We start from the raw sequence: 17,000 nt of genomic DNA on the forward strand, positions 1-17,000 counted from the left end.
TCCGGGCCATGCAGAGGTTCAGCGGCAGCAACGTCATCGTCACCGGTGCGGCGTCGGGCATCGGCCAGGCGACGGTCGTGCGCCTGGTGGCCGAGGGGGCGGCGGTGTTCGCCGTCGACCGCGACGCGGCCGGTCTCGCCGACACGGTCGCGACGTCGGTCGGGACCGGCCGGGTCGTGACCGCCGTCGTCGACGTGACCGACGAGGCAGCGGTGGTCGCCACGGTCCGGGCGGCGCACGCCGAGCTCGGCAGCGTCGAGGTCCTCGTCAACGTCGCCGGCGCCCACCGCACCACGCCGATCACGTCCCTGTCGGTCGCCGACCTGCGCGACCTGTTCGAGATCAACCTGGTCGGTACGGCGGTCTTCTGCCGCGAGGTCGTGCCGCTGCTGCCCGACGGCGCCGGAGTGATCGTCAACGTCGCCTCGACGTCCGCGGCCCACGGCAACCCCTACATGTCGGCGTACTCCGCGTCGAAGGGCGCCGTGCTCGGCTTCTCGCTGAGCCTGGCTGCCGAGCTGGTCGGCCGCGGGATCCGGGTCGTCCCGGTCTCCCCGGGCACGGTCGACACCCCGCTCACCCGCTCGGTCGCCGTGGAGCCGGGCCTCGACCTGAGCGCGTTCGACCGGATCCGCTCGCCCCTCGGCCCGGCGCGCCCCGAGCAGATCGCGTCCGCGATCGCGTTCGCGGCCTCGCCCGACGCGTCGTACCTCACCGGCCTCGACCTGCGGGTCGACGGCGGCTCCCACATCTGATCACCCCGACAGACCCAGACCCAGACCCAGAACCAGACCCAGCACGGAGGAATCCATGTCCCGCACCATCGCCGTCACCGGTTCCGCCTCCGGGATCGGCGCCGCGCTCACGAGGATCCTCGCGTCCCGCGGCGACCGCGTCATCACCGTCGACCGGGTCGACGCGGACCTCGTCGTCGACCTCGCGACCGCCGAGGGCCGCGCCGCCGCCGTCGCCGGCATCACCGAGCGCTGCGACGGCGTCCTCGACGCACTGGTGACCTGCGCCGGCACCTCGGCTCCGAGCCCGCTGATGGTCGAGGTCAACTACTTCGGCACCGTCGAGCTCGTGACCGGGCTGCAGCCGGCGCTGGCTGCCTCCAAGGCCGGCCGGGTGGCCGTGGTCGGCTCGATCTCAGGCACCCAGCCCAACGACCCCGAGCTGGTCGACCACCTCCTCGCCGGCCGTACGACGGCCGCCACCGACCGCGCAGCGGCCCTGGTCGACGAGGGCGCGCCGACCCGGATCTACCCGTCCACGAAGGCGGCCCTCGCGCGCTGGGCCCGCACCACCTGCGTCGCGCCCGGGTGGGCCGACGCGGGCGTACCGCTCAACGTGATCGCACCCGGCGTCATCCTCACGCCGATGAGCGCCGGGCTCATGGACGACCCGAAGATGCGCGCGGTGATGGACGCGGCGGTGCCGATGCCGCTCAACGGCTACGCCGAGCCGCAGGCCCCGGCGGAGCTGCTCGCGTGGCTGGTGAGCGAGGCCAACAGCCACGTCACCGGACAGGTGATCTACGTCGACGGTGGCGCCGAGGCGACGCTTCGCCCGGCCGAGCACTACTGAGCGGGGACCCGATGCCGATCGACGTCGCCACCGCACTCGCAGCACCGCCGGCGGTCCGCACCATCTCCTGGACCCGGCGCGACGTGCTGCTCTACCACCTCTCGCTCGGTGCCGGCCAGCACGCGGACGTCGACCCCGAGCTGGCCTGGACCTTCGAGGGCGGGGCGGACCAGCGAGGTCTCCAGGTGCTGCCGACCTTCGCGGTCGTGGCGGGCAGGACGATCTCGGCCGGCGACGAGCCGGGTGCCCCGGCGATGCGGATGCCGGGCATCGACGTGGACCTGCGCCGGATCCTGCACGGCGGCCAGGCGCTCACCGTGCACCGGCCGATCCCGGCCGCCGGCACCGCCGAGCTGAGCACCCGCGTCGCGGACGTCCGGGACAAGGGCAAGGCCGCCGTTGTCGTGCTCGAGCACCGGGTCAGCGACGCCGACGGCCCGCTGTGGACCGCGCAGATGCAGGTCTGGGCACGCGGCGAGGGCGGCTTCGGCGGCGAGCCGGGGGCGGACACGACCTGGAGCGCACCCGACCGGGCGCCGGACCACGTGCTCGACAGCCCCACGACGCCGGGACAGGCGCTGCTCTACCGCCTCAACGGCGACCTCAACCCGCTGCACGCCGACCCGGCCTTCGCCGCGTCCGCCGGCTTCGACCGGCCGATCCTGCACGGCCTCGCGTCGTACGGAATCGTCGCGAAGACGCTCGTCGACGGGCTCCTCGACGGCGATGCCACCCGGCTGCGCGGCATCGCGGTCCGCTTCGCCGGGACCCTGGTGCCCGGCGAGACCATCCGCACCTCGGTGTGGCGCGACGGCGACCGGCTCACCCTGGCGTCGTACTGCCCCGAGCGCGGCGACCGGCCGGTGCTCAGCCACGGCGTCGCGGAGGTCGCCCCATGACCACGACCGGGCTCACCGAGCTGACCGCCCGCCCGGACGACTCGGGCATCGACACCGCGGTGGCCGCCGTACGACGTCTCGCCGCCGCGCTCCTCGCCGCCGGCGGCCGGGTCGACCTCGACCTCGACGACCTGGCCCGGCGGCTGACCGCGATGGCCGGTGAGGTCGAGGACCTCGCGCCCGAGCTCGCCGACCGCATGGTCGACATGTGGTCGGGGGAGGGCGTGACCCGGCACGACCCGGTGACCGGACCCGAGAACGCCATCGCGCCACCCCTCGTGCTGTCCGCCGAGCTTGGCGGCTCGGTCGCCGGCCCGGTCAACCTCGGCATCGCCTACCAGGGACCGCCGGGATGCGTGCACGGCGGGATCAGCGCCCTGCTACTCGACCACACCCTCGGCGTGGCCAACGCGCATGCCGGCACCTCGGGCATGACCGGCACCCTGACCCTGCGCTACGAGCGGCCGGTCCCGCTGCACACCGACCTCGTCGTACGCGGCCGGCAGGAGCGCGTGGAAGGCCGCAAGATCTGGACCCACGGCACCATCACGGCCGGCGACGAGGTGCTCGTGCGGGCCGAGGGACTGTTCATCGACAAGCACCTGGCGCGGCCCGGCCAGTGGGCCTCCCGGTGAGCGGGAGGATCTGTGTCGCCCGCCACAGCCGGCGACCTACGCTGCCCGACGTCCTGGGGGAGAACGCTCCCCGACACCGTCTGAAGGGATGCGAGCGGATGTCCTTCGATCCGATGCCGGCCGGGGCGGCCGGCCCGGGGGTGACCCGGTGAGCCGCCGCCTGGTGCTGCGGCTCGGCGAGCTGGTCGCCGTCCTGCTGCTGGTCAGCTTCGGCGTGTTCATGATGGTGTCGCTGATGCCGGGCGACCCGGCGGTCGCCGTGCTCGGCGAGGGCCACACGCCCGCGGAGTACGCGGCCAAGCGCACCGAGCTCGGCCTGGACGGCAATGTGTTCGCCCGGTACGTCGACTGGCTCGGCAACGCCCTGACCGGCGACCTCGGCCGCTCCCTGGTGCCGCCCAACAGCGACGTCGTCCACCGCGTCCTCTCGGCGCTGCCGGTCAGTGTCGAGCTCGCCGGCCTGGGCCTGCTGATGGCGCTGGTGCTGGCGATCCCGCTCGCGATGTGGAGCGCCTCGCACGAGGGCGGCCTGGTCGACCGGGCCATCGGCGCCTCGATGTTCGCGATCCTCTCCGTGCCGTCGTTCCTGGGCGGTCTGCTGCTGATCGCCATCTTCGCCAACGGCCTGGGCTGGTTCCCTCGCGCCCAGTGGGTGCGGTTCGGGGACAGCCCGCTCGACAACCTCTACCACGCGTTCCTGCCGGCGCTGACGATCGCGCTGATGGAGCTGGCGCTGTTCACCCGGGTGCTGCGCAACGACCTGCTGGTGACCCTGCACGAGGACTACATCCTCGCGGCGCGCGCCAAGGGCATGCCGCCGTTGCGGATCCTGCTGCGCGACGCGCTGCGGCCCTCGTCGTTCTCGCTGGTCACCCTGCTCGGCATCAGCATGGGCCGGCTGATCGGCAGCACGGTGATCGTGGAGTACCTCTTCGCACTGCCCGGGATGGGCAGCCTGGTCATCAAGTCCGCCAACAACGGCGACTTCCCGATGGTGCAGGGCGCGGTGCTCCTCATCGCCGCGATCTACGTCGTCATCAACGCCGGGATCGACCTCTCCTATGGCTACCTCGACCCAAGGACCCGCCGTGCTCATGCCTAGGAAGAACCCCGTCGGGTCGAAGCTCTCGGCCCGCAGCCTCGGTGGCCTCGGCGCCGGGATGGTGCTCGCCGGCCTCGCGCTGCTGGTCGTCGGGTGGAGCGCTCCGCTGCTGCTGTTCGTGAAGGCCGTGCTCTTCCTGGCCGGCGTGATCGTCCTCGCCCAGGGCCTGTCCCGGGTGGTGTGGGCGGTGCGGGGTGGCCGACCGGACATCCTGCTGTGGCTGTGCTGCGGCTGGCTGGTGCTGCTGGCGCTGGTCGCCCTGCTCGCCCCGGTGCTGCCGCTCGGCGAGCACGTCGACGTCGTCAAGGCGCTCGACGCGCCGATCTACCAGTCGCCGGAGCTGCTCTCGGAGTACCCGCTCGGCACCAACAACTACGGGCTGGACATGCTGTCCCGCTCGATCTACGGCGCCCGGACCTCGCTCGTCATCGCCCTGTCCGCGGTCGCGATCGGCACCGTCGTCGGTGGCAGCATCGGTGTCGTCGCGGGCTTCCTGCGCTCGGGCGTCGACAGCGTGATCGGCATCTTCACCAACGCCCTGCTGGCGGTCCCGCCGCTGGTGCTGCTGATCGCGCTGGCCACGGTGCTCGAGCCCAAGCTGCGCAACGTCGCCCTGGCCCTGGCCCTGCTCACCATCCCGAGCATGATCCGCCTGGCCCGGGCCAACACGATCGCCTTCGCGCAGCGCGAGTTCGTCCTCGCCGCTCGGGCGATGGGTGCGACCAAGCTGCGGATCATGTGGCGCGAGCTGGTGCCCAACGTCGTGCTGCCGATCTTCTCGATGATGGTCGTGATGATCTCGGTGCTGATCGTGGCCGAGGCATCGCTCAGCTTCCTCGGCTTCGGTGTCCAGGCGCCCGAGCCGACGTGGGGAAACATGATCTCGGAGGCGGAGGGCAGCACCATGCAGGAGCACCCGCACATCGTGCTGGTGCCCGGCGTCTTCCTGTTCCTGACCGTGTTCTCGTTCAACCTGCTGGGCGAGAAGGCCCAGAAGCGCTGGGACCCGAGGAGTGCGAAGCTGTGAGCGACCAGACCGTTCTCGAGGTCGAGGACGTCCGAACCGAGTTCCAGACCGCCCGCGGCGTGGTCCGCGCCGTCGACGGCGTCTCGCTCAGCCTGCGCGCCGGCGAGACGCTGGGCATCGTCGGGGAGTCCGGCTCGGGCAAGTCCGTCCTCGGCCGCACCATCATGGGCCTGATCACGACCGGACACACCACGCAGGTCCACGGCACCGTGCGCATCGCCGGCCAGGACGTCCATGCGATCAGTGCCAAGGAGCGCCGCAGGCTGTGGGGCTCCGAGGTCGCGATGGTGTTCCAGGACCCGATGACATCGCTCAACCCGGTCAAGCGGGTCGGCACCCACATCACCGAGGCGCTGCGCCTGCACCTCGGGCTGGGGAAGTCGGCCGCCGCCGAGCGGGCGATCGACCTGCTGCGTCAGGTCGGGATCCCCGAGCCGGCGCGGCGGATGAGCCAGTTCCCCCACGAGCTCTCGGGCGGCATGCGACAGCGCGTCGTCATCGCGATGGCGCTGTGCTGCGACCCGAAGCTGCTCATCGCCGACGAGCCCACCACGGCCCTCGACGTCACCGTGCAGAAGCAGATCCTCGACCTCCTCACCTCGCTGGCCGAGAGCCGGCAGATGGCGACCATCCTGATCAGCCACGACCTCGGTGCCGTCGCCGGCCGCACCGACCGGGTCCAGGTGATGTACGCCGGGCGCGTGGTCGAGCGCTCCAGCACCGCCGAGGTCTTCGAGGGACCGCGCCACCCCTACACCGAGGGCCTGCTGGCCTCGATCCCGCGCCTGTCCGACCCGCCGCACACCACGCTGCGCGCGATCGTCGGCTCGCCGCCCAACATGGCGAACCCGCCGGAGGGCTGCCGGTTCGCGCCGCGCTGCCCCTACGTGCAGGACCGTTGCACCGCCGAGCAGCCGGAGCTGCTGGAGATCGGCGTGCGTCGTACCTCCCACGTCGCGGCCTGCCACTTCCCGCTGCCCGACGTCGACACCGGGACCGCCGGAGACGCGCCCCGGGCCGCCCTCGCAGAGGAGATCAGCTGATGGCCGGAAGCGGAACCGCCCACCTGCGCCCGGAGCAGGAGCCGGTGCTCACCGTCGACGACATGGTCGTCGAGTTCCCGGTCGGCCGCGGGCAGAAGGTGCACGCCGTCTCGGGCCTGAGCCTCGACCTGCTGCCGGGGGAGACCCTCGGCATCCTCGGCGAGTCCGGCTGCGGCAAGTCGACGGCCGGCCGCGCGGTCATGCAGCTGCCGTCGCCGACGTCCGGCACCGTCCGGCTCGGCGAGCGGGAGCTGACCGGCCTCACCTCGCGGCCGTTGCGCAAGGCGCGCTCACGGATGCAGATGATCATGCAGGACCCCACGTCGTCGCTGAACCCGCGCCGCAAGGTCAAGGACCTGGTCACCGAGGGCCTGGCGATCTGGGGCTTCGAGGGCACCAAGCAGGAGAAGGAGGACCTCGTCCGCGAGACCCTCTCCGCCGTCGGCCTCGACCCCGACGTGGTCTGGGACCGCCGCCCGCACGAGCTGTCCGGCGGCCAGTGCCAGCGGGTCTGCATCGCCCGGGCGCTGATGATGAAGCCCGAGGTCCTCATCTGCGACGAGCCGGTCTCCGCACTCGACGTGTCGGTCCAGGCCCAGATCCTCAACCTGCTCGAGCGCACCAAGGAGCGCTACGACCTGAGCATGGTCTTCATCGCCCACGACGTGTCGGTGGTCAAGAACATCAGCGACCGGGTGATGGTGCTCTACCTCGGCAAGACCTGCGAGGTCATCCCGTCGGGCCGGATCGAGCAGGACGCGGCCCACCCCTACACACAGATGCTGCTCGCCTCGATCCCCGGCGCCGGCGACCGCGAGCTGAGCGCGTCGGCCGCCGCCACCGAGCTGCCCTCGCCGTTGAGCCCGCCCTCGGGCTGCCGGTTCCGCACCCGCTGCCCGCTCGCCACCGAGCGCTGTGCCGCGGAGGAGCCGGAGCTGCGCGAGGTCCGTCCCGGGCAGTACGTCGCCTGCCACCACCCGATCGTCGAGGAGTGACCCCGTGAGCAGCGCCCTTCCCGACGCCATCGCCACCGCCGCTGCGATCCGCAGCGGCGAGACCAGCCCCCGCGAGGTGGTCGAGGAGAGCATCCGTCGCATCGAGAAGCTCGACCCGCAGCTCAACGCGATGATCGGCACCCGCTTCGACGAGGCCCTCACCGAGGTGGACGCCGGCCTGCCCGACGGGCCGCTGACCGGCGTGCCGGTGGTCATCAAGTCGCTCGCCGCCGATGTCGCCGGATTGCCGACGACCGGCGGCAGCCGGCTCTTCGCCGACGACGTGAAGACCGAGGACAGTGAGCTGGTGCGCCGCTGGAAGGCTGCCGGCATGGTCGTACTCGGCACCACGAACACCCCCGAGCTCGGCAAGAACGGCAGCACCGAGCCGCTGCTGCACGGTCCCTGCCACAACCCGTGGTCACTCGGGCACTCCACCGGCGGATCCAGCGGCGGGTCCGCTGCCGCCGTGGCCGCAGGCCTGGTGCCGGTGGCGCACGGCAACGACGGCGGCGGATCGATCCGGATCCCCGCCGCGGCGTGCGGCCTGTTCGGGCTCAAGCCGAGCCGCGGGCTGATCCCCGGGGCGCCGTACCCGTCCACGCTCGCCGGCCCCACCAGCGTCCACGGTGCGTTGACGACGACCGTCCGCGACAGCGCGCTGCTCCTCGACGTGTCCGCGGGCCGCGTGCCGGGGCAGGCGTCGTACGGGCCCACGCCGCCGACCGGTGGCTACCTCGCCTGCGTCGACCGCGCGCCCGGAAGACTCAGGATCGGACTGGCGACGGCGGTCCCCGACGGTCCCGACGTCGACCCGGCCGGGGTGACCGCGGTGCGTCGTACCGCTGACCTGCTGACCGACCTCGGCCACGACGTCGTCGAGGTGTCCCTGCCTGTCGGCTACCCGGACTTCGCCCGCTGGTCGGGGATGATGATGGGTGCCAACCTGGTCGCCCACGTCGACGACCGGCTCGCCGCCCTCGGCCGCGAGCTGCGCGAGGACGACATCGAGCCCTTCACCCGGATGATGTACGACCGCTACTCGGCGATGCCGCTCGCCGACCTGCTGCGCGCCCTCGAGGGCTTCGAGCAGGTCGGCTTCGCGACCGCGCGGCTCTTCGCGGACGTCGACGCCGTGCTCACCCCGACGCTGTGCATGCGCACGCCCGAGCTCGGTGTCCTCGACACCACCAAGCCCGAGGTCATGTACACCGTCGCCCCCGCCATGGCCGGCTTCACCAGCCTCGTCAACGTCACCGGTGGCTCGGCGATGTCGGTTCCCGCCGGACTCGACCCCGACGGCCTCCCGCTCGGCGCGCACTTCTTCACCGACCTCGGCGGTGAGCCGCTGCTGCTGTCGCTCGCCGGCCAGCTCGAGCGCGCTGCCCCCTGGGTGCGGCACGCGCCCCTCGCCGGCTGAGCCCGCGTCGATAGCCTGCGTCGGTGGAGCTGGTCGTCCTCGCCGCCGTGGCGGTCGCGGTGTTCGTGGTGGCCGCGCTGGTCCAGGCAGTGACCGGCTTCGGGTCCGCGCTGGCCGCCGTACCCGGCCTGCTGCTGGTCACCGACCCCGCTCGGGCGGTGGTCGCCGCGACCGTGGTCAGCCTGGTGTTGACGGCAGGCGTCGCGGTGCGGGAGCGGGAGTACGTCGACCGGCGTGATGCCGCCGTGCTGACGATCGCCGGCCTCGCCGGCATGCCCGTCGGGCTGGTGCTGCTCGCCGTCGCGGACGAGGGACCGCTGTCGGCCGGCATCGCCGTGGCGATGCTGGTGATGGTCGCGCTGCTGGCCGCCGGGCTCCGGGTCGGCCGCCGCGGCCTGCCGGTCGTCGGTGTCATCAGCGGGGGACTGCTCACCTCGACCGGGATGAACGGGCCGCCCCTGGTGATGGCGCTCGTCGACCGGGAGCCGCGGCGCTACCGGGCCACCTTGCAGGCCGTCTTCGCCGGGCAGGACGTCGTCGCCGTGGCGGCCTTCGTGGTCCTCGGCCACGTCGACCTCGACGTGCTGGCACTCGCGCTCGGTGGCGTCGCCGGACTGCCACTCGGGTGGCGCCTCGGCGACGGCATCTTCCACCGGGTCCCGCCCGCCCGGCTGCGTCCGCTGGTCATCGGCACGCTCGTCGCCTCGGCCGTCGCAGTGCTGGTCACCGCGGTCGCCTGAGGCCCCTGTGCCGATCCCACATCAGCCGTTGAGGGTCTCGACCCCGGTGGTGTCCAGGTTCGCAACCCCGAACGCGGCGTAGGTGCGCGAGCGCGAACGTCCCTCGAAGTACGGCGTCAGCCGGGCATCGAGCTCGTCGACGCTGAACGTGCCGTCGGCGGCGACGAACTTGTTCTCGACGGTGGGCGCTGCCATCAGCGCGACCATGTCGCCGTACACGACGAAGACCTGGCCGCTGATCGCAGCAGCAGCGGGGGAGGCGAGGTAGCCGACGAAGGACGCGACGCGCTCCGGCGCGAGGATGTCGAGCCGCCGGGCGTCGGGATCCTCGGCGAAGACCTGGGCGGTCATCTCGGTGCGGGCCCGGGGGCAGATCGCGTTGGCGGTGACGCCGTACCGCTCCAGGCCGCGCGAGGTCGAGAGGGTGAGGGCGACGATGCCGGCCTTGGCGGCGGCGTAGTTGGACTGCCCGGGGGCCCCGAAGAGGAACGCCTCGGACGCGGTGTTCACGACCCGGCCGAACACCGGCCCGCCGGCGCTCTTCGACGCCGAGCGGAAGTAGCCGGCGGCCGCGCGGGAGACGGCGGCGTGGCCCTTGAGATGGACCCGGATCACGTCGTCCCACTGCTGCTCGGTCATGTTGAAGAGCATGGTGTCGCGAGTGATGCCGGCGTTGTTGACGACGACGTCGAGGCTGCCGAAGGTGTCGACCGCGGCGCCGACGAGCTGCTCGCCCATGGCCCACGTGCCCACGTCGCCCTTGACGGCGATCGCCTTCCTGCCGAGCGCCTCGATCTCCGCGACGACCTGGTCGGCGGCGTCGCCCATGTCGTTGACGACGACGTTCGCGCCCTGGGCGGCGAGTGCCAGTGCCTCGGCACGGCCCAGCCCGGCCCCGGCGCCGGTCACGATGGCGGTACGACCGGTGAGGTCGGTGTTGCCCACGATTGCTCCTTCGGTTGGTCCTGCCCTGTCGGCCGCCGTGACGATAGGGAGCGGGACCGCCCGCCCGCGAGCGGCACTCCCGCTCATCGGTCGCGGCGGGAGCCGGCCGCGACGGCACTGCGTAGGTTCCGGCCATGAGCACCCTTCCCGCCGACGGCGCACCCGCCGGCGACTGGCTCGGCCTGGCCGTCGGCGAGCGCACCGTGGCCTGGACCGACCGCGACCCGATCCTGTTCGCGCTCGCGGTCGGCGCCCGGGCCGACGACCTCGACCTGGTCTTCGAGGACCGGCTGCGAGTGCTGCCCGGCTTCGCGCTCACCCTCGCGCAGTGGGCGCCGGACGTGCTGGGCGCGGCCGGCGCCTGGGAGGTCGGTACGGCGCTGCACGGCGCCCAGTCGCTCACCGTCCTCGAGCCGCTGCCGGCGAGCGGCGAGCTGACCATGTCTGCGCGGGTCACCGGGGTGTGGGACAAGGGCACGGCGGCGGTCTACGACCTCGCGGTCGAGAGCGACTTCTTCATCGCCACCTGGTCGCTGTTCGCGCCGGGGCGTGGCGGCTTCGGCGGCGAGCGTGGCGCGGGCCGTCCGGCCGCACCCGAGGGCGACCCGGCCTGGACCGCGGGGGCCACGACGGCGGACAACGCCGCGCTGCTCTACCGGCTGCTCGGCGACCGGCACCACATCCATGTCGACCCCGTCGCCGCGGCCCGGATCGACCAGCCCCGGCCGATCCTGCACGGACTGGCGACCCTCGCGGCCGCGACTCTCGCCGCCGCGCGGGAGACCGGCGTACAACCCGCCGACCTGACGAAGCTGGAGGGCCGCTTCGCATCTCCGGTGTTCCCGGGGGAGCCGCTCGTCGTACGCGGCTGGTCCGACGGCGCGCTCGAGGTCGCCACGGAGCGTGGCCCGGCGATCACCGCCGGCCGCGCGGTCTTCGGCTGATTCCGCTCAGCAGGAACGTGCGCCGGGGGATCGGTCCCAACCCACCACTATGACCGCGGGACCGCGCCGTGCGGTCCGCGATCGAGGAGGCTGGAATGGGTTCGCTGACCGGACAGGTCGCACTGGTGACGGGAGCCGGCCAGGGCGTCGGACAGGGCATCGCGCTGGCGCTCGCCACCGAGGGCGCTGACATCGCGGTGGTCGGCCGGACCGCCGCCAAGCTCGAGACGACCTGCGCGCTGCTGCGCGAGCGTGGGGTGAAGGCGGAGCCGTTCGTCTGCGACATCATCGAGACCGCCACCATCCCGGCGACGGTGGCCGAGGTCGTCGCGACCATGGGCGGCGTCGACATCCTCGTCAACAACGCCTACTCCGGCGCCTACGGCCCGCTGCTCACCATCGACGACGACGCCGTCGAGCGCAGCTTCGCCTCCGGCCCGTTCGCCACCCTGGCCTTCATGAAGGCCTGCCACCCGCACTTCGTGGCCCGCGGCGGCGGTCACATCGTCAACCTGGTCACCTCCGCGATGGTGCGCTGGGACCCGACGACGTACGGCGTCTACGCCGCCGCCAAACAGGCCGTGCGCTCCCTGACCCGTACGGCGGCGGTCGAGTGGGCGCGTGACGGCATCCGTGCCAACAGCATCGCCCCGCACGCCCTCTCGCCCGGCCTGAAGCGCTGGACCGAGAACAACCCCGAGGAGGCGGCCGAGTTCGTCGCCGCCATCCCGGCGGGCCGGATCGGCGACTGCGAGGACGACATCGGCCGCGCCGTCGTCGCCCTCGTGAGCAGCGACCTGCGCTACCTCACCGGCGCCACCATCCCGCTCGACGGCGGGCAGGCCTTCTTCGGCTGACCCGGCTCGAAATGGCTCCGAAATCGCGCCGACCCGGCAGAAAGTAGCGCTCAGAGCGTCACCTTCGGCCGGGTCGGCGGGTTCGGCGAGACAGTTCGAGCCGGGTCGGCGTCCTTTCCGGGCTACTTTCTGCCGGGTCGCTAGAGGGACCGGGCCGCGCGCCAGGCCGAGTAGATGGCGCCCTGGATGTAGCCGACCTCGCCGGCGTCGCCGACGACGTGCACGTCCAGGCCGCGGGCGCGCAGGTCGTCGGCGAGCGGGGCGCCGGCCTCGACGAACGACGCGACCACGACCAGGTCCGCGGGGACGCGGGCCAGCTCGTCGCCGACCCGGTAGTGCACCTCGGACGGGGTGATCTCAACGACCTCGGCGTCGCGGTGGACGGTGACCCCGTGCTCGGTGGCCCTGCGTACGGCGGTCCAGCGTCGCGGGATCGCCATCGGCAGGCCGGCCTGGGCACCGTGCTCGAGGACGGTGACGCTCTTGCGGCGCTCGGCGAGGAACTCGGCGAGCTCGAGGCCGACCAGCGAGCCGCCGATCACGACGACGTCCCTGCCGATCGGGAGCACCTTGCGGGTGAGGTCGCGGATCCGCTCGGGGTCGCGGGTCAGGCCGCTCATCCGCCCGGCGGCACCGAGCAGGCGCAGGGTGCGGCTCCCGGATCCGCCCTCGCCGGTGATCAGCCCGCGCAGCGTGTCGCCGGTGTGGACGTGGGGGAGCTCGGCGCCTGACACGGGTGGCAGGCCGCGGTGCGCGCCGGTGGCCAGCACCACCGCGTCGGGGGAGAGGGCGACGACCGCGTCGGCGTCGACGCAGTCGCCGAGGCGCACGTCGACCCCGAGCCGCTCGACCTCGTGCTGCAGCCACTCCAGCAGAGGACCGTTGGCGGGCGTGGTGAGCTGGGAGAACCAGGCCGAGCCGCCCAGCCGGTCGCCCTTCTCGACGAGGGTGACCCGGTGCCCGCGCTCGGCGGCGACCCGCGCCGCCTCCAGGCCGCCGGGGCCACCGCCGACGACCACGACGTGGCGCCGCGTGGTGACGGTGGGGAAGGGGAGCAGCGTCTCGTTGCCGAGCGCGGGGTTCACCGCGCACACGGGTACGCCGTCCCAGAAGTTCTGCTCGACGCACACGTAGCAGTTGATGCAGGGACGCACCGACGCCGGGCGCCCGTCGCGGAGCTTGCCGACCAGGTCGGGATCGGCCAGCAGCTGGCGCCCCATCGCCACGAAGTCCGCGCCACCGCTGGCGATCAGCTCCTCACCGAGCGCCGGCAGCACGCGGCCGACGGCGATCACCGGGATCGACACGGCTTCCTTCACGGCGCGCGCCAGGTCGGCGTACGCGCCCACCTGGTTCGGCAGCGGGCCGTCGGTGAAGTCGCGGAAGGGGTTGCGGGCCCACCCGGTCACGTGGATGGCGTCGGCGCCGGCGGCCTCGAACAGCCGCGACGCCGCGACGGCCTCCTCGGTCGTGAGGGCGCCCTCCCCGCCGTACTCCTTGCCGGCGACGCGCACCAGGATCGCCAGCCCGTCGCCGACCTCGGCGCGCACGGCCCGGATGACGTCGCAGGCGAGGCGGGCCCGGTTCTCGAGGGAGCCGCCCCAGTCGTCGGTACGTCGGTTGTCGGCCCGGCTGAGGAAGCTGCCGAGCACGTACCCGTGGGCGCAGTGGATCTCGATCGCGTCGGCGCCGGCCTGCTGCACGCGCCGGGCCGCGGCAGCGAACTGCCCCACCAGCCAGGCGAAGTCCTCCGCGGTCGCCTCGTGGAAGCTCGGCGTCTTGCCCTCGGAGACGGCGGTGGCCATGGCGCCGAGCTCGGTCGGGGTGTTGTCGCGCAACGCGGACAGGTCCCGCTCGCCGACGGGCATCGAGGGCACGAAGAGGGGCCGTCCGTCTGCGGTGTCGACCTTGGCGATCTTGCCGTGGTGCGTGGCCTGGACGCAGAGCTTCGCGCCGGCGGCGTGGACCGCGTCGGCGAGCGCGGCCAGCCCGGGGACGAACCGGTCGTCGGAGAGGCCGGGCTCCTTGCGGCTGGTGGCGCCGACGGGGTAGGCGACGGCGGCGGCGGAGGTGATGATCAGGCCGGTGCCGCCCGTGGCGCGGGCGACGTAGTGGGCGATGTCGCCCTCGTCGATGACGCCGTCGTGGCACAGGTTCATGTCCATCGCGGGCATGACGACACGGTTGGCGAGGCGCATCGGTCCGATCGTCCCGGGGGCCAGCAGGTGCTCGTAGGTGGCTGTTCGCGAGGTGTGCACGCGCGCAGCCTGCCGTTCCGGGGCGTTCCGGGCCCGTCGTGCTCCCGCACACCGGAAAGGTCGACGGGGCTGCCCACCGAGACGGATTCGCAAAGCCCTTCATTAACCAAGCAAGTGCTTGCTAAAGTGCCCGAACTCGAGCAGGAGGTGGCGATGAGCACGTCGGGCGGAGTCCTCGAGAGGGCCGACCGGGACCGGGCCGAGGAGCGCCCGCCGTCGATGGTCGAACGGATGACCACGATCATGGTCGCCTTCGGGTCGCCGTCGTCGCGGCTCTCGCTCGAGGACGTGCAGGACGCGACCGGGCTGCCCCGGTCGACCGCGCACCGGATCCTCAACCAGCTGATCGCGCTCGACTGGGTTCGCCACACGCCGGCCGGCTACGCGCTCGGCAGTCGGGCGCTCGGCCTCGGTGGCGGCGATGCCCCCGAGATGGACCTGCGTGCCGCGGCGGCCGAGACCCTGCGCAGCCTGCACCTGGAGACCGGGCTGGTCGTCCACCTCGGCGTGCTGGAGGGCGCGGACGTGCGGATCCTGGACAAGGTCGGCGGTGCCCTCGCCGCACGTGTCCCGAGCCGGGTCGGCGGACGGCTGCCGGCGTCGTGGGCGCTGATCGGCAAGGCCCAGCTGGCGTTCCTGCCTCCCGAGGAGGTCGACGCGCTGGTCGCCGTCCAGCTCGCACAGACCTCGGACAAGAGGCGGGTCGACCTGGTCGCCCTGCACCGCGAGCTGGTCCGGGTCCGGGCCCGGGCGGGCGTCGTACTCGACCGGGGGCGCAACCACCTGCGACTCGGCTGCGTCGCGGCGCCGATCATCGGCCGCGACGGGCCGTGTGGCGGGATCTCGCTGGTCGGCGGGCCGCAGATCGACTTCGAGCAGCTCGCCCCGATGGTGGTGCGCGCGACGCGGGCGGTCGCCCACCGGCTGGCGTCCTTCCGCTGATCGGGAGCCGGACCGGCGCCGTCGCGACGACGCCGCCAAGGTGGGCCGGAACGTCCGCGACGCAGGAGGCCCGATGACCACGCAGTACGACGAGACCTACGACGTGGTCGTGGTCGGCTCCGGAGCCGGCGCGATGGCGGCCGCGGTCACCGCCGCCCGCAACGGACTGAGCACCGTCGTGCTGGAGAAGTCCGCGCTGCTGGGCGGGACCTCGGCGTACTCCGGCGCCGCCGCCTGGCTGCCGGGCAGCGAGGTCACCCGTCGTGCGGGATCGGCGGACTCGACCGAGTCCGGCCGGACCTACCTCCGCGCGCTGCTCGGCGAGGCCGAGGCGGCGCGTCAGGAGGCCTTCCTCGAGGGCGCGCCGGCGGTGGTCGCCGAACTCGAGGCCGAGCCGGCGGTCGAGCTGGTGGCGCAGGCGTTCCCCGACTACTTCGACGCGCCCGGCCGGGTGCCGGGCGGCCGCTCGATCGTCCCGGTCCCGCTGCCGGCCGACGCGCTGCCCGCCGGGCTGGCCGACCTCGTGCGGCCCGCCGTCGACCGCGACCGCGCGGGCCTGGGGCACCACCCGGACCAGCCGCTCGTCGGTGGCCGGGCCTTGATCGGGCGCCTGCTCCATGCCTTCCACGACCACGGCGGCACCGTCCGCACCGGCACCGAGATGACCGAGCTCATCGTGGTCGAGGGCCGCGTCGTCGGCGTCATCGCCGCCACTGCTGGCGGTGCGCGCCGGATCGCCGCGCGCCGCGGCGTGCTGCTCGGCAGCGGCGGCTTCGAGCGCAACCAGGACCTCCGGACCAAGTACGGCGTCCCCGGTGCCGCCGCATGGGCGATGGCGCCGGCGGCGACCAACACCGGGGAGCCGATCGCGGCCGCCGTGGCGATCGGCGCGACCACCGAGCTGATGGACGAGGGCTGGTGGTGCCCGGGCCTGCTCACCCCGGACGGCCAGGCGGCCTTCACGCTCGGGTTCCGCGGCGGCGTCGTGGTCGACCAGCAGGGCCGTCGGTTCGCGAACGAGTCGCTGCCCTACGACCAGATGGGCCGCCGGCTCTCGGCCGAGCCGGGCCGGATCCCCGCCTGGTTCGTGTTCGACTCCCGCTCCGGCGGGGTGGCGCCGGCGATCACGATGCCGGCCGCGCCCGCCGAGGAGCACCTCGCCGCCGGCACCTGGGTGCGCGCGGACACCGTTGCGGAGCTGGCCATCGACACCGGCCTTCCGGCCGAGGACCTGCAGGCGACGCTCGACCGGTTCAACGCCTTCGCCGCCGCGGGCACCGACGGGGACTTCGGTCGCGGCACTGACGAGTACGACCAGTTCTTCGCGGTCGGCGACGGCCCCAACCCGGCGCTGGTCCCGCTCGACCAGCCGCCGTACTACGCCGCCAGGCTGGTGCTCGCCGACCTCGGCACCAAGGGCGGGCTGCGTACCGACGTCGACGCGCGTGTGCTCGGCGTCGACGACCGGCCGCTGCCCGGGCTCTACGCCACCGGCAACGCCAGCGCGTCGCTGTCGGGCGCCTGCTACCCGGGGCCGGGCGTGCCGATCGGCACGGCCATGGTCTTCGGGTGGCGGGCGGTGCAGGACATGATGCGCTGACCCGGC

At 73.3% G+C, this 17,000-nt stretch carries 16 protein-coding genes; 14 read left to right on the top strand and 2 right to left on the bottom strand.

The window, feature by feature from the left end:
• The first annotated feature begins 8 nt into the window (after positions 1-8).
• From QI633_RS08585 to QI633_RS08630, 10 genes are all read left to right on the top strand, one after another.
• Entirely contained in the window at positions 9-755 is a 747-nt protein-coding gene (locus QI633_RS08585) for an SDR family oxidoreductase (RefSeq protein ID WP_282428687.1), read from the top strand.
• A 55-nt stretch (positions 756-810) separates the two neighbouring features.
• Positions 811-1,587, top strand: a complete 777-nt coding sequence (locus tag QI633_RS08590) for an SDR family oxidoreductase (protein WP_282428688.1) — start codon at positions 811-813, stop codon at positions 1,585-1,587.
• Between the two features lie 11 nt (positions 1,588-1,598).
• Positions 1,599-2,486 (top strand): MaoC/PaaZ C-terminal domain-containing protein, encoded by an 888-nt coding sequence (locus QI633_RS08595; RefSeq protein ID WP_282428689.1) that lies wholly within the window; start codon positions 1,599-1,601, stop codon positions 2,484-2,486.
• Positions 2,483-3,121: a PaaI family thioesterase gene (locus tag QI633_RS08600; RefSeq protein WP_282428690.1), complete on the top strand. Its 639-nt coding sequence runs from the start codon at positions 2,483-2,485 to the stop codon at positions 3,119-3,121. The genes QI633_RS08595 and QI633_RS08600 overlap by 4 nt, the downstream gene beginning before the upstream one ends.
• Positions 3,122-3,269: 148 nt before the next feature.
• On the top strand, positions 3,270-4,223 hold the full coding sequence (locus QI633_RS08605) for an ABC transporter permease (RefSeq protein ID WP_222117872.1): 954 nt from the start codon (positions 3,270-3,272) through the stop codon (positions 4,221-4,223).
• The gene (locus QI633_RS08610) at positions 4,216-5,250 is read left to right on the top strand and encodes an ABC transporter permease (RefSeq protein WP_260806592.1); all 1,035 of its coding nucleotides are present in this window, start codon (positions 4,216-4,218) and stop codon (positions 5,248-5,250) included. Before QI633_RS08605 ends, QI633_RS08610 begins: the two co-directional genes overlap by 8 nt.
• Complete coding sequence (locus QI633_RS08615) at positions 5,247-6,293, top strand: ABC transporter ATP-binding protein (RefSeq protein ID WP_282428691.1); 1,047 nt, start codon at positions 5,247-5,249, stop codon at positions 6,291-6,293. Before QI633_RS08610 ends, QI633_RS08615 begins: the two co-directional genes overlap by 4 nt.
• Positions 6,293-7,288, top strand: coding sequence for an ABC transporter ATP-binding protein (locus QI633_RS08620; protein ID WP_282428692.1), 996 nt, complete (start codon positions 6,293-6,295; stop codon positions 7,286-7,288). Before QI633_RS08615 ends, QI633_RS08620 begins: the two co-directional genes overlap by 1 nt.
• Positions 7,289-7,292: 4 nt before the next feature.
• A complete protein-coding gene (locus QI633_RS08625) occupies positions 7,293-8,708 on the top strand; it encodes an amidase (protein WP_282428693.1) in 1,416 nt (471 codons plus the stop codon).
• 23 nt (positions 8,709-8,731) lie between these two features.
• Positions 8,732-9,448 (top strand): sulfite exporter TauE/SafE family protein, encoded by a 717-nt coding sequence (locus QI633_RS08630; RefSeq protein ID WP_141799545.1) that lies wholly within the window; start codon positions 8,732-8,734, stop codon positions 9,446-9,448.
• 21 nt (positions 9,449-9,469) lie between these two features.
• Here QI633_RS08630 and QI633_RS08635 read toward each other — a convergent pair whose 3' ends face one another.
• Positions 9,470-10,393, bottom strand: a complete 924-nt coding sequence (locus QI633_RS08635; protein WP_282428694.1) for a 3-oxoacyl-ACP reductase — start codon at positions 10,391-10,393, stop codon at positions 9,470-9,472.
• Between the two features lie 134 nt (positions 10,394-10,527).
• Here QI633_RS08635 and QI633_RS08640 point away from each other — a divergent pair, with 134 nt between their 5' ends.
• Complete coding sequence (locus tag QI633_RS08640; RefSeq protein WP_282428695.1) at positions 10,528-11,337, top strand: MaoC/PaaZ C-terminal domain-containing protein; 810 nt, start codon at positions 10,528-10,530, stop codon at positions 11,335-11,337.
• Between the two features lie 95 nt (positions 11,338-11,432).
• Positions 11,433-12,194 carry an SDR family oxidoreductase gene (locus tag QI633_RS08645; RefSeq protein WP_141799542.1) on the top strand — a complete coding sequence of 254 codons (762 nt, stop codon included), beginning with the start codon at positions 11,433-11,435 and terminating at the stop codon, positions 12,192-12,194.
• 140 nt (positions 12,195-12,334) lie between these two features.
• On the opposite strand, the gene QI633_RS08650 is transcribed toward QI633_RS08645, so the two are convergent.
• Entirely contained in the window at positions 12,335-14,452 is a 2,118-nt protein-coding gene (locus tag QI633_RS08650) for an FAD-dependent oxidoreductase (protein ID WP_282428696.1), read from the bottom strand.
• A gap of 153 nt (positions 14,453-14,605) precedes the next feature.
• Here QI633_RS08650 and QI633_RS08655 point away from each other — a divergent pair, with 153 nt between their 5' ends.
• Positions 14,606-15,394, top strand: a complete 789-nt coding sequence (locus QI633_RS08655) for an IclR family transcriptional regulator (protein ID WP_282428697.1) — start codon at positions 14,606-14,608, stop codon at positions 15,392-15,394.
• A 73-nt stretch (positions 15,395-15,467) separates the two neighbouring features.
• Positions 15,468-16,994: an FAD-dependent oxidoreductase gene (locus QI633_RS08660; protein ID WP_282428698.1), complete on the top strand. Its 1,527-nt coding sequence runs from the start codon at positions 15,468-15,470 to the stop codon at positions 16,992-16,994.
• The last annotated feature ends 6 nt before the right edge of the window (positions 16,995-17,000 follow it).

The sequence above is a fragment of the Nocardioides sp. QY071 genome, assembly GCF_029961765.1.
In the GTDB taxonomy this organism is placed as follows: Bacteria; Actinomycetota; Actinomycetes; order Propionibacteriales; family Nocardioidaceae; genus Nocardioides.